The sequence below is a fragment of the Arthrospira sp. PCC 9901 genome, from assembly GCF_059013425.1.
Window position 1 is genome coordinate 1,059,908 of record NZ_CP102296.1, and the last position, 13,961, is coordinate 1,073,868.

Here is a 13,961-nt window from a genome sequence, read left to right on the forward strand (position 1 = left end):
GTCATTGACAGTGTAACCCGCCTCTACCGGGTTGTGAAATTCTAATTCCGTCCCTTCTATGGGTTGCTGATACATTTACGCGACATTTTTCCGGTTGTTCCCGGACAATGCGACGATAGCACTATTACCCGTTAAGGCAACAGAGGCGGTATCCCGCAAAGCTTTTAGAAAGATTCCCAAAGCACCGTTCCAGTCCCTGGGTAGAGTGAACCCACACTCCGGACATCGGAACACTTTTGAGCAACCTAGCTGGGAATGCACATGACCACAGTGAGTACAGGTTTTGCTGGTGTATTCTTCCGTCACATCTACAACTGTGGTTCCAGTTATTTCCCCTTGATGTCTCAGGGTTAGTTTGAATCGATAATGCGCCCATGTCAGCATGGCGCGGGCAGTCTTAGACCTGATTAGACGCTTCACCTTGGCAACCATATTGGAAGTCTCGAAGGTGGGCAAAAAAATCAGGCTGTGTTATGGGATGGTTAGGGATGCGACCCAATCAACCAAGGGGTTGAAGTCCTCACCGGGTAGTTATTTCGCCCATTTCAGCTCTATTTCATACCCGAAGGTCTCGCACCATACTTGGTATTGTACCGTATTGCCGTAAAATGTTAACCTAATTTGAGATTAAATCATGCTCTCTAAAGATAGGCAAATATCGGCTCCCGTGGCCACCCACCAATGTATTGAAACTTTACAATATACCCGCCCTCTGCCATGGGGTTTAGTATGGTAAGCATACAATCTAGTTTTTGTCAATACCATTGACCGGAAAAAATACTTTTCACCCCCAGAGATATCCGATTAAGATCTTCTTGGAGTAGGGGAGGCCATTCGACACCCTGTTTAGACTTGAGAATCAATTGCTGATGGCTTTCCATGGCTAATTGATACAAAGCCAACACCAGGGGGCGATCGAAGTTATCGGTTTCTTTGAGGGAGTCATACACCAGTTTAATTGCTAACAAAATCGATGTCACTTGACCAGGAACCGGGGGCTTACCTTCTTTCAGACGAATTAAAAAGGCATCGGGGTTATTTTGTATTTCCAAAGCCATACCCTGGTCAATTAAGAAACTACGGGCAGTTTTATAGTCCATTTTTCATCAGTAACAATTACTCCCATTCGATGGTTCCTGGGGGTTTAGATGTGATATCGTAAACTACCCGATTGACCCCTCGCACTTCATTGACAATGCGGTTAGAAATAGTTTCGAGTAAATCGTAGGGAACCCGCGACCAGTCGGCGGTCATACCATCTTCACTAGAGACAAATCGCAACACGACGGGATAGGCGTAAGTACGCTGATCTCCCATAACTCCTACACTGCGGACGGGAAGCAATACGGCGAAGGCTTGCCAAAAATCATGATAAACGCCGGATTTGTGAATTTCATCACGGACGATAAAATCAGCATCACGGAGAATATTCAGTTTTTCGGCGGTAACTTCCCCCAGAATACGAATGGCTAAACCCGGACCGGGGAAGGGGTGGCGGCGGACGATTTCTTCGGGTAAACCTATCGATCGCCCAACTTTGCGAACTTCATCTTTAAACAGTTTACGGAGAGGTTCAACTAATTTGAACCGTAAGTCCTTGGGTAAACCGCCAACGTTGTGATGGCTTTTGATTTTCACGGCTACCCTTTCCCCAGTTTTCGGGTCAACATTGGTATCGGCTGACTCAATGACATCAGGATAAAGGGTTCCCTGGGCGAGATAGTCAAAGGGTCCGAGACGGACTGATTCTTCTTCAAATACCCGGATAAATTCCGCCCCAATGCGTTTGCGTTTTTCTTCGGGGTCGGTAACTCCTTTGAGTTTTTCCAGAAAGCGATCACGGGCGTTAACGTATTCAACAGAGATATGAAACCGATCATCAAATAATTTTACCAGTTTTTCGGGTTCATATTTCCGCATAAACCCCTGGTCAATAAACATACAGGTAAGTTGATCTCCGATCGCCTGATGGAGTAAAAATGCCAGAGTTGAGGAGTCCACGCCGCCGGAAAGGGCTAATAATACCCGTTTATCTCCTACTCTAGCCCGAATCTCGCGGATAGCTTCTTCCACAAAGGTTTCTGTCGTCCAGGTCGGTTCACAGTCGCATATATGATAAACGAAATTCCTGATTAAGGCTTGACCACCAATAGAGTGAACTACTTCGGGGTGAAACTGAACTCCATAGAGTTGGCGTTGGTGGTCTGCGATCGCTGCACAGCGTGTATTCTCGGTATGGGCGAGAACCTCAAACCCTTCTGGTAGTCTGGTACAGGAGTCACCATGACTCATCCACATGGTAGACCCTTGCTCTACATTAGTGAGTAAATCGGTCGGATCATCAATAGTTAGGGAAGCCTTACCATATTCGGCTAGTTTAGCCCGTTCTACCTCGCCCCCCAGTTGTTGAACCATTAACTGCATTCCATAACATACACCCAACACCGGAACCCCCAGATTCCAAATTTCTGGGTCACAATGGGGGGCTTTTTCGTCATAGACCGAACTAGGTCCACCGGATAAGATAATCCCTTTTAAGTTCAGGTCGGCTAATTTTTGGGCGCTGGTGCGATAGGAAATGACTTCGGAATAGACTTCGGTTTCCCGAATGCGACGGGCGATCAGTTCGGAGTATTGGGAACCGAAATCTAAGATGACAACCATTTCCCGATTAACTGAGGTAACCGGTTCGGTTATTTGTGTCGGTAGAGTTTGCTCTGGGGCTGAGGTTTGCACAGTCATATTAAGTTCAGGGTTGTAGATGTTAATAGAGTCATGGGGCTAGTGGGTTCTGGTAGCACCGGGAGGAGTACAAACGCGAGAATTTTGCTGATAATTTGTTGAGAGACTATCTTAACCAGCATAACAAATTTGCTGCCAAATTGTATCACCGATCGCGCTTTTGCAGATAATTTGACGTTGGCGATCAAATAACACTGATCCCACCTGGACATTTACTTCGGCGTGGGTGTGGATATAGGCGGCGGCGCGATGATCAATAGCCGAGGCGATCGAACCATATATGCGATCGACCCAATCCCCTTTTAGTTCCCGCAGGTACAATAAAGCATCTTCGGTGGTCGGAGAATGCAAAACCTTCTGTAGATCTGGGGTTGGTAATCCCATATCCGCACAGTGGGCTGTTAAAATTTCTAAGCGTCCGTCTGCGAGGTGGTGATGGGTGTGGAAAATACCCCCAGCTATTTTGATCAGCTTTCCGTGATATCCAAATAGTAAAATTGATTCAACTTCCACAAATCCTGCTGTTACTAGCATTGGTCCCAACCAGTTAGCCGTTTTGACAATTTGTTCGGGCTTAATACCTAAATGGGTGGCTAGGTCGAATCCATTTTCACCAATACAAAATACTAGGGTCTGAAAGTCGGTAGCTTTGGCTTCCAGGGTCTCCCGATATACTTCCAACTGTTCCGGAACGCTCAGGGGTTGGGATATACCTGTTGTCCCCAGCAATGATAGTCCTTGGATGACTCCAAAGGCTTCGTTAGATGTGCGTTTGGCTAGTTTTTTGCCTTCTGGTAAAATAATGGTAACTTGAATGCGATCGCCTAGTGATACCAGAGATTTCAGGTTACTTAAAATCAGGGATTTCGCATATTTATAAATCGCCGCCTCTTCCCCTTTTTTCTGCACTCCTACCCCTTCACCACCGACAATTTTAATGGGGATTTCTAGGGAGTTAATGTTACTACCTATCCTTTCTACTATTGCCCAAACTGGTGTATGGCGAGTAATATCTAAGTTATCTCCTGGGTCCGAACGAGTAATTCCTAAAGCCGCATGATCACTAATACGGGCCACCTGTTCGATCGCAATTTCCGCCGTTTCTGGTGGGTCAATTAAATCCACCGTCACCGTATTTTTATCATTAGGGGTCGGGTCTTGGAGATGATCCAAAGCGGCGATCGCCGCCGCACAAGCAAAAACCGGGAGTGTATATCCAGAACGAGGTTTAGTCATAAGTCAAACCTAGTATGAGTAAATTATATATATCATCTTCCATCATTTTCAGCCACAGGTTGCCCGTATTTATCTAAATGTAAACTTGCCACCTCTCCCATATTTTACCATATTAAGTCAAATACTTAAAACCAGATCTGATTAATTAATTTACCCTACCTTATTAATCAATTTACCTACCCCTGTCACTTCCACAACTACCTCATCTCCAGCAGTTAGGAAACGGGGCGGATTACATCCCATACCTACCCCTGCCGGAGTACCTGTGGCAATAATATCTCCTGGCAATAGAGTCATTCCCGCCGACAGAGTAGATATAATTGCGGGGACATCAAAGATAACTTGATCAAACTTAGCTTGTTGTCTTTTTTCCCCATTCACCCAACAGCAAATCTCAATATTTTCCGGGGGTGGCATAATTGAACGATGCACCACTACCGGACCCATAGGCGCAAAACCATCTAGGCTTTTTCCCCGAAACCATTGGCGGTGATCTGCTTGTAAATCCCTTGCCGATACATCATTTAAAGCCGTATAACCAAACACATAATCCCAGGCATTTTCTGGTAAAATATTAGTGCCTTTTTTGCCAATAATAATCGCCAATTCTGCCTCATAGTCTAATTTCGAGGTTAAATGGCTATAGCTAGGAATTATGTCACCGGTAGCGATCGCCGTAGTGGTAGCTTTAGTAAAAATAATCATTTGGGTGGGTAGTTTGTCGTCTTGGTCAACTCTACCCAGCATTTCTTTAGCATGATCTAAATAGTTTTTACCCAAACAAAAAATATTGCGTTTAGGATGAGGAAAAGGTGCTATAATTTGAGTATCTGTCAACGGCGCACAGGCAATTTTCGCCGCGATCGCTTTCTCGGTCAAATCCCCAACCGCCTGAAGGGCAGTTGCTCCAGCTTCTACTAATTCTAATAAAGTCTGAGTAGTTAAGGACTCATCCAAAATCTGACTAGCTTTAACTAAGTCCACAACAGTCTGAGCAACTAAAGTCCCCAATTGTCCATTTTTTAGGGTTACAAACTTCATACTTAGAATCTCACCCACTGCACATCCTACATGACCACAATTGTATCAGGCTATTGATAGCAATCCTGAATCAACCGACAAATAAGCCCTCGCCCCCAAGCCCTCTCCCAGAAAGGGAGTACCCAGCGACCAAAGGCGATCGCTGGGTCTGAGAAATGCAAATCTGAGAAAATCCGAAAGTCTCAGCGGGTTGGTGGTGAAATCAAATCAATAATTAAATAGGACAGCACAAACCGCCAGCCCGTTGGCTAAAGCGGGCATTTTCCCGATAGTCTACCGGACAATCAATCACCACAGGAACTTCGGAAGCCAGTGCTTCTTTAAGAATAGGAACCAAATCAGTCGCCGCCTCAACCCGGTATCCTTTCAATCCCATACTTTCAGCAAACTTGACAAAATCAGGATTACCGAATTTAATAAACGAGGACGAGCCAAACTGGTCTTCTTGTTTCCATTCAATCAAACCATAGCCACCATCATTAAAAATCAGGGTGACAAAAGGTGTACCAACTCGCAGGGCGGTTTCTAATTCCTGACAGTTCATCATAAAACCGCCATCTCCAGTAACAGCCACTACTTTTAATTCAGGATTGACAAGTTTAGCGGCGATCGCCCCGGGAATAGCAATTCCCATAGCCGCAAAACCATTGGAAATCAAACAAGTATTAGGGCGATCGCTGTGGTAATGTCTTGCCATCCACATTTTGTGGGCACCGACATCAGAAATCACGATATCTTCCGGTCCCATCACCTGCCGCAAATCATAGATAATTTTTTGAGGTTTAATGGGGAAACCATCATCATTAGCATAGCGTTCATAATCTTGTCGAATATCTGAGCGCAGTTTTACCCCATAGGGGTCAGGTTTACCAGTGCGGTCAGACCGACGCAGAATCTCATGAAGAGAATCTGAAATATCCCCAACAATTTCGGCAATAGGAATATAACTGCTATCAATTTCCGCCGCATTAGCCCCCACATGAATAATCGGAATTGTGCCTTTAGGATTCCATTTTTTCGGGGAATATTCAATCAAATCATAGCCAATGGCAATCACCAAATCAGCTTTATCAAAAGCGCAACTAATGAAATCGCGCTGCTGAAGTCCTGTCGTCCACAGAGATAAAGGATGGGTATAAGGAATCGCCCCCTTACCCATAAAAGTATTAGCTACAGGAATATTTAGTTGGGTAGCAAATTCAGTCACCGCCTCACTAGCATTAGATCTCAAAGCTCCATTACCTACTAGGATGAGGGGATTAACAGCTTTAGAGATAGCGCTGGCTGCTTCATTCATGCTTTGATAAGCACAATAAATTTTTTCGCGGCGATCGCGATTTAGTGGCTGCCCTTCCACAGCCATACTAGCAATATTTTCCGGTAAATCAATATGAACCGCACCGGGTTTTTCCGTTTGGGCTAATTTAAAAGCCTTGCGGACAATTTCCGGGGTAATGCTAGGTCGGACAATTTGAGCATTCCACTTAGTTACAGGGGAAAACATTGCCACTAAATCCAGGTATTGATGGGATTCAATGTGCATTCTGTCTGTACCCACTTGACCCGTAATTGCCACCAAGGGAGCGCCATCAAGGTTAGCATCTGCGACCCCTGTCATTAGGTTAGTAGCACCAGGTCCCAAGGTAGACAAACAAACCCCTGCTTTTCCGGTCAAACGTCCGTAGACATCTGCCATAAATGCAGCACCTTGTTCATGGCGGGTGGTGATAAATTGGATAGAAGAATCTTTCAGGGATTCGAGAATTTCCATATTCTCTTCTCCCGGTAGTCCGAAGACATATTTAACCCCTTCATTTTCGAGGCATTTAACCAAAAGTTCGGCTGTATTCATTGGGCACTTTTTCAACTATACAAATAGATTAAAAAAACCGGAGAATTATCCGCATAATTTCCGCAGTTTCTTGGGTCAAATATAGGCGGAAAATCTCCCAGTAAAAATGTCATATATCAACAATTAACCAGGTAATTTTTTCGCCTAATTTTGAGTCGGAGTTATTTAATCCAGACCGTTTTCACATTGACAAACTCATGAATGCCTTGGATGCTTAACTCTCGTCCGTAGCCAGAGCATTTAATGCCACCAAAGGGCAAGCGCGGATCGGATTTGACCAAACCGTTAATAAACACGGCTCCGGCTTCTAGTTCTAAAGTTAAACGATCCTGTTCGGCAGTGTCTGTAGTCCATGCACTTGCACCCAGACCAAAAGATGTGCTATTCGCTAATGCGATCGCCTCATCTAGGCTTTTCACCCTAAATAAGAGCGCCACAGGTCCAAAAAATTCCTCCTGATCAGCAGGTGTTCCGGGGGGGATGGAAGCTAAAATAGTAGGCGCATAGAAGTTTCCCGGACGCTCAGAGAGTCGATGACCGCCAGTGAGCGCTTTGGCTCCTGCTGCTAGGCAAGTTTGCACTTGTTCGTCAATATCCTTGAGAATTCCCGGCGTAGCCAGGGGACCTACTTCTGTATCTGGGAGCATTGGGTCTCCCACTTTCAACGCCTTAAATTTGGCGACCAGTTTTTTTTCAAATTCTCCGGCGATGCGATCGGCAAGAATAAACCGCTTGGCAGCAATACAAGACTGACCGTTATTCAGCATTCTAGCTGTCACCGCCGTTTGTACTGCTGCTTCTAGATCGGCACTTTCTAGCACAATAAATGGATCGCTGCCTCCTAATTCTAGCACTGTTTTTTTGAGATTTTTACCAGCTTCCGAAGCTAAACTAGCTCCAGCCGGTTCACTTCCTGTCAGGGTGGCCGCTTTAACGCGCGGGTCAGCCACAATTTGAGCTACTTTGTCTGCTCCCACTAGGAGGGTTTGGAAAACTCCAGGGGGAAACCCAGCCGCTTTGAAGATTTCGGCAATAGCTAAAGCACATTGAGGCACGTTAGAGGCGTGTTTGAGCAACCCCACATTTCCCGCCATTAAAGCCGGAGCCGCAAAGCGGAACACCTGCCAAAATGGGAAATTCCAAGGCATGACCGCTAAAATGGCTCCTAGGGGTTGATAGCGCACGAAACTCCGAGTCGCATCACTGGCAGCCGGAACATCAGCCAGAAACTGAGGCGCGTTTTCCGCATAAAACCGACAAACCAAGGCGCTTTTTTTCGCTTCGGCGATCGCATCTTTGATAGGTTTTCCCATCTCCAATGTCATGATTTGAGCAAATCTCTGTGCATCTCGATCTAAAATCTCCGCCGCCCGGTTCATCCATTCAGCTTTTTTGTCAAAAGGCAGATAGCGGTAACGGGTAAAGGCTTGCTCTGCTGATTCCAGACAGGCTTCTATCTCTGAGTCAGTCAGGGATTCAAAGGTTTTGACCACTTCTCCCGTGGCTGGGTTGATGGTGGCGATTCCCATAACAAATTGATGTTTTTCATAAAATTAAATGTTTACATCTAATCATCCTACCTCTGAAAAACCATCTATTATCAATTAATTTCCCCTTCAGCCAACTGTTTACACAAATCTATAACTTTATTGAAATAACTTAAAATTTATGAGAAAACATCCGGCTCAAATTCCCCAAAAAATTAATTTTTTCTCATCTTATTTACAAAACTAAAAAAACACCCAGAAAGTTGTTCTCTGGGTGATATAAGACCAAATTATGGTTCAGGCTGTAGGTATCCCCTAGCGAATATACTCTTTGAGAATACTATTGCGGTTGGGGTGACGTAACTTTCGTAAAGCCTTAGCTTCTATCTGGCGAATGCGCTCCCGAGTCACGTTGAATATCTGCCCTATTTCTTCTAGGGTTTTCATCCGTCCGTCATCGAGTCCATAGCGTAGTCGCAAAACATCTCGTTCCCTGGGGCTAAGAGTATCTAATACACTTTCGAGGTCTTCCCGTAGCAAATTCTTAGAAACCTGATCTTCTGGGGTTTCTCCATCAGACTCAATAAAGTCTCCCAAGCGAGAATCTTCTTCTTTACCAATGGGAGTTTCCAGAGAAATAGGTAGTTGAGCAGATTTAGCAATAAATCTTAACTTTTCGATGGTCATTTCCATCCGGGTAGCGATTTCTTCCTCCGTCGGTTTACGACCCATTTCCTGAGATAGGAGTTTAGTAGTCTTTTTGATCCGAGAGATAGTTTCATACAGGTGAACTGGAAGTCTTATCGTCCGAGACTGATCAGCGATCGCCCGAGTAATAGCCTGACGAATCCACCAAGTCGCATAGGTACTGAACTTATAGCCTTTCTCGTGATCGAATTTTTCCGCCGCCCGGATTAACCCTAGGCTTCCCTCTTGAATTAAGTCTTGAAACGACAAACCCCGATTCATGTACTTTTTAGCAATGGAAACCACCAACCTCAAGTTAGACTGAACCATTTTATCCTTAGCTCGTCTGCCCAGAAATAGGCGACGGCGGAATTCTGGTAGCCTCATATCAACCGCATTTGCCCATTCCTTTTCGTTAGGTTCGCGATGATAATGCTCTATTAGCTTTTCGCGTATTCGTTCCAACTCCAGCAAATCGGCAATTTTACGAGCCAGTTCAATTTCCTCATCGGCTCGCAGTAAGCGAATCCGACCAATTTCCTGAAGATACAGTCGAATCGAATCTTCTGTATAGTGCTTTTTTTTTGTCTGGGCACGTCGCCGAGATTTCCCGGCACTCCCAGCCTTAGCTAGTTCTGTTTCAGATTGAGACTCCTCTAATTCTTGTTGGAGAGATTCTCCATGTTCAAACAAATTTTCAACTAAATCTGGATCAGATTTCGGGTCAGATAATTCAATTGTTTCCATTTCAGGCTCAATGGTGGTTGCGAGTCCGTCTTTTATTTGGATCATGCCGCGTTCCTCATGCTCCTCAATTCAAGAATCCATCACGAGAGACAGAATATATCTGTCTTATGACAGTTTAGCCAATTACCCACTGGGTCTGACTGTAACATCGGCTTGATCATCATAAACTATTGATGATTTAATTCCGACACAGCCAATCAGCTAGGGGTGACAAAAGTTGTTCAAACCATATAGATAAAATATCTCAGGTTTCATTGACCAGGGTCGGCCCTGACCGGGTGAACTACAACAGCCAACTCAGTCCCATTAGCAACAGCATTGGAGACCAAGGGAGTTTGACTACTACTGCCATCGATTCATTCTGGCTTACCCTACCCCTAGCGTGTCAAGGAACACAATAAGTATGGTAGGTACAATTCATTAAGTTATTTATGAATCGCTTTCCCAATCTATGTTAGCCCAGATCACGAACTATGGGGGTTAGGTTAATTGAGCAATCCTATTTTAATTTTCATCCCAAACCTCGCGGAGAAACTTCGAGGAGTTTAATTCAGAATTGAAATACATATCTGGTCAGCACCATCTCGGTGATTCCATAGCTGGCGCTACTTCAGGTCTCAATCCCTTGGTCTGTCCTCAATAGAGAATTTTCAAGACTGGGTATTCTCAAACCGGCCAACTGGGTTGTCGAATACAGGATATCCTCAGTTTTCCCGCTTTCACAGGACTAATGCCAACTTGCATCATATAGAGGCTAAGTTGCTGGGTTTGGTCAGTAGCCAAGGGATCTGCTCAAAAAACTGAAACCAGATGAATCGGAGAACTCCAGTTCAATAAAGACTTCCACGGTAAACGTGATCATTGAGTTCTCAGATTGCGTCAGCCTTTTCTGTTAAGGTAGCTCAAATTTGAAAAAATGGAATCCCATAAAATGTTAAATCACATTAAGTTTTTGCTGTCATCTCTTAATATTTGGTGGTCAATTGTTGATTTATTCATCATTTTCTGGGTTTAACTTTGATTTCGGGTCTTAGGATTTATCCACTCACTAATTCCCTCTCCTAACAAAGATAGCCCCACTACCATGATGGTAAGGGCTAATCCGGGAAACAATGTACTCCACCAAATCCCGGTGGGAAGGGCTTCTAAGGCTAGGCGTAAATCATGGCCCCATTCAGGAGTTTCTGGTGGTAGCCCTAAGCCTAAAAATCCTAATCCTCCTAAAATCAGGATCGCATCGGCTGCATTCAGAGTTAACAAAACCGGGACACTCTGAATTACATTTAAGAACAGGTAGCGAGAAAGCACTGTCCAAGTATCAGCCCCCATGGCTTGGGCGGCTTCGACAAATAATTCGGTTTTGACGCTGGTGGTATGGTTACGAACTACCCGATAATACTGGGGGATATAGGCAATACTAAGGGCTAAGGCTGCATTAAACACCCCACGACCAACGACAAAGGCTAAGGTAATGGATAGCAGCAGTCCCGGTAAGGTGTAGATGGTATCCATCAAAAACAACAAGCAACGATCTATTTTCCCGCCCTGATAGCCACTCAGAAGCCCCAGAGGAACGCCGATACATAAACTTAATACTGTTGCTAACAGTACCACCTTCCAGGCTGCTTGAGTGCCGAATAGGGTACGAGAAAAGATATCATACCCCTGGCGATTGGTTCCAAACCAGTGCTTGAGTCCGGGGGTTGATGAATGGGGTTGGCGAGAAATTCGGTGGGACTCTGTATCCATCCCCAACTTTCTAATACTGGGGAGAAAATAGCGATCGCCACAAAAACAGTTGTGATCACAAAACCAATTGTCATCATCCAACTGGAAACACTAGGGGAACCCGCGCGGGTCCAAAATCGAGCCAATCGAGATTTAGTGGAAGTCATTGTTCAGTTAACAATCAACATACCGAAAGGATAACTATAAATTGCTTTGAATGACATCTCGATACTGACTTTTTTGTTTAACCCCCTTCATTTCTCTGACTAACTCCTTATGTTTAAAAAACTGAATAGTTGGAGTTCCCATCACTCCGGCATTTTGTGCAATTTCCGGGTCCTGTTCTATATCAATTTCGACAAAGTGGATTTCACCATCAAACTCATCGACCAATTTATTTAAAATCGGTTTGAGGCTGTGACATGGGCCGCAGGCGGGGGATACATATTTAACCATAATTAGGCGATCGCTCTCATGGTAGAGTTTCCGCAGGGCATAACTTCCTTTATGCTTAGTTTTATTGATATCGTAAGTTTCCTCAGTGTCTGCCGCCTCAGTTTCTGGGTGGGCGGCTGTTGTCTCTGATGATGATTGAGTTTGTGCAAATTCCCGAGCCAAATTATGAGAGGATAACCATCGTTCTGCTAACATCGCCCCCATGCAGCCACTACCTGCGGCTGTGACGGCTTGACGGAATTCATGATCTTGAACATCTCCCACGGCATAAACACCCTCAACGCTGGTTTCTACGCCATTATTTTTAGTGACAATATAACCGACAGCATCCAGTTCTAACTGTCCCTCAAAAATATCAGTGTTGGGAGTATGACCAATGGCATAAAATAAACCATTAACCCGCAATTCACTTTCCTGGTTGGTGCGGTTATTTTTGACGACAATTCCCGCAAGTTTACCATTGCCAAATACTTGAACTGCCTGGGTATTCCAATGAACGGTTATTTGGGGGTTTTGTAAAACCCGCTGCTGCATAGCTTTACTAGCACGCAACTCATCTCGACGCACCAAAAGATGTACATGACTGCCATATTTAGTTAAATAAACGGCTTCCTCTGCGGCTGAGTCGCCGCCACCGATAACGGCTAATTCCACTCCTTTAAATAGGGGACTAGCGCCATCACAAATAGCACAGGCGGAAATGCCATTACTCCAGAAAATTTCTTCCCCTGGTAGGTTTAGGCGTTTAGCAGTAGCTCCCGTAGCAATAATAATACTATGGGTAGAGATTTCCCGCTCTGGGGAAGTGAGGGTAAAGGGTCTTTGACTGAGATCCACTTTAATCACGTCTTCGGTAATTAATTCAGCCCCCCAGCGCGCGGCTTGTGCTTTCATGCGATCCATTAATTGCGGTCCGGTGATACCATCAGGAAAACCGGGGAAGTTTTCTACTTCTGTGGTGGTCATTAATTGTCCACCGGGAACCCCACCCTTATGATATCCTTCAAATACAATGGGTTTGAGGTTAGCGCGTCCTGCATAGATAGCGGCAGTGTATCCAGCGGGACCAGAACCGATAATCACTAAATTTTCAACCATTTTCAATATGGTAGGGGGAAATTATACAATCTTTCATTATAAACCATCAGGACTTTGTTTAAGGCAAGTTTCCTAAAATCATCCGAGGAGGGTTCAGGACTTGACAATCAATAATTCATCAATAATAATTGAAGGTTAATAAATGATTTTTTGTCAAAGTTGATGGGTAAAGGCATCTAAATGAAACGAGTGTTAGAACCGGAAGTAATGGATAGTTGGTCGGAGGCTGTAGAGTATGACTCTATGGACTTTTTAGAGGTGAATAGAGCTTTTGCGGAACAGGCGATCGCCGTTTTACCCAAATCAAAAGGGATGGTATTAGATGCGGGAACGGGAACAGCGCGCATCCCGATTTTGATAGCCCAACACAAGCCAGGATGGCAAATTATCGGGATTGACTTATCCGAAAATATGCTGAAAATAGGGGAGAGTAATATCAAGGCTGCGGCAGTGAGTAATCAAGTAGAATTAGCCTTAGTGGATGCCAAAAAGTTGCCATATATTGACGGTCAGTTTGATTTAGTAATTTCCAATAGTATAGTGCATCATCTAGGGGACCCTTTACCTTTTTTGTGTGAGGTAAAACGAGTATTAAAACCGGGGGGAGGGATTTTCCTGCGGGACTTACAGCGACCGAAAAATGAAGCCGATCGCGATCGCCTAGTAGAGGAATATGCAGGGGACTGCAACCAGCATCAAAAACAACTATTCCGAGATTCCCTACAGGCGGCGTTTACCTTAGAAGAAGTGCAGGAGATGTTGAACCAAGCCGGATTAGGGGATGTTAAAGTTTATACATCAAGCGATCGCCACTGGACGGCGGAACAAATAGCGATCGGCTAACATAACTGTTAATCAACGGAACTCAGAAGTATTATAGTCAAAGT

The 13,961-nt window shown here is 44.7% G+C and carries 9 protein-coding genes and 2 pseudogenes; 1 reads left to right on the plus strand and 10 read right to left on the minus strand.

The window, feature by feature from the left end; genetic code table 11:
- Window positions 1-75: 75 nt before the first annotated feature.
- The 10 genes and pseudogenes from NLZ44_RS04670 to trxB form a co-directional block, all read right to left on the minus strand.
- Window positions 76-471: pseudogene (locus NLZ44_RS04670) on the minus strand (zinc ribbon domain-containing protein); the annotation flags it as partial.
- Window positions 472-755: 284 nt separating this feature from the next.
- A complete protein-coding gene (locus NLZ44_RS04675) occupies window positions 756-1,100 on the minus strand; it encodes a hypothetical protein (RefSeq protein ID WP_006624269.1) in 345 nt (114 codons plus the stop codon).
- Between the two features lie 16 nt (window positions 1,101-1,116).
- Window positions 1,117-2,742: a glutamine-hydrolyzing GMP synthase gene (gene guaA / locus NLZ44_RS04680; RefSeq protein WP_493752000.1), complete on the minus strand. Its 1,626-nt coding sequence runs from the start codon at window positions 2,740-2,742 to the stop codon at window positions 1,117-1,119.
- A gap of 111 nt (window positions 2,743-2,853) precedes the next feature.
- Window positions 2,854-3,978 carry a cobalt-precorrin-5B (C(1))-methyltransferase CbiD gene (cbiD, locus tag NLZ44_RS04685; RefSeq protein WP_493752001.1) on the minus strand — a complete coding sequence of 375 codons (1,125 nt, stop codon included), beginning with the start codon at window positions 3,976-3,978 and terminating at the stop codon, window positions 2,854-2,856.
- A gap of 150 nt (window positions 3,979-4,128) precedes the next feature.
- Complete coding sequence (locus NLZ44_RS04690; RefSeq protein WP_111893800.1) at window positions 4,129-5,019, minus strand: fumarylacetoacetate hydrolase family protein; 891 nt, start codon at window positions 5,017-5,019, stop codon at window positions 4,129-4,131.
- 214 nt (window positions 5,020-5,233) lie between these two features.
- The gene (locus NLZ44_RS04695) at window positions 5,234-6,871 is read right to left on the minus strand and encodes an acetolactate synthase large subunit (RefSeq protein ID WP_493752002.1); all 1,638 of its coding nucleotides are present in this window, start codon (window positions 6,869-6,871) and stop codon (window positions 5,234-5,236) included.
- A 161-nt stretch (window positions 6,872-7,032) separates the two neighbouring features.
- A complete protein-coding gene (locus NLZ44_RS04700; RefSeq protein ID WP_493752003.1) occupies window positions 7,033-8,400 on the minus strand; it encodes an NAD-dependent succinate-semialdehyde dehydrogenase in 1,368 nt (455 codons plus the stop codon).
- 273 nt (window positions 8,401-8,673) lie between these two features.
- Window positions 8,674-9,837 carry an RNA polymerase sigma factor RpoD gene (gene rpoD, locus NLZ44_RS04705; protein ID WP_006668411.1) on the minus strand — a complete coding sequence of 388 codons (1,164 nt, stop codon included), beginning with the start codon at window positions 9,835-9,837 and terminating at the stop codon, window positions 8,674-8,676.
- 966 nt (window positions 9,838-10,803) lie between these two features.
- A pseudogene (locus NLZ44_RS04710) lies at window positions 10,804-11,687 on the minus strand (ABC transporter permease).
- A 34-nt stretch (window positions 11,688-11,721) separates the two neighbouring features.
- A complete protein-coding gene (gene trxB, locus NLZ44_RS04715; RefSeq protein ID WP_493752004.1) occupies window positions 11,722-13,074 on the minus strand; it encodes a thioredoxin-disulfide reductase in 1,353 nt (450 codons plus the stop codon).
- 180 nt (window positions 13,075-13,254) lie between these two features.
- Between trxB and NLZ44_RS04720 the strand changes: the two genes are divergently transcribed.
- Complete coding sequence (locus tag NLZ44_RS04720; RefSeq protein WP_493752005.1) at window positions 13,255-13,917, plus strand: class I SAM-dependent methyltransferase; 663 nt, start codon at window positions 13,255-13,257, stop codon at window positions 13,915-13,917.
- Window positions 13,918-13,961: the final 44 nt, after the last annotated feature.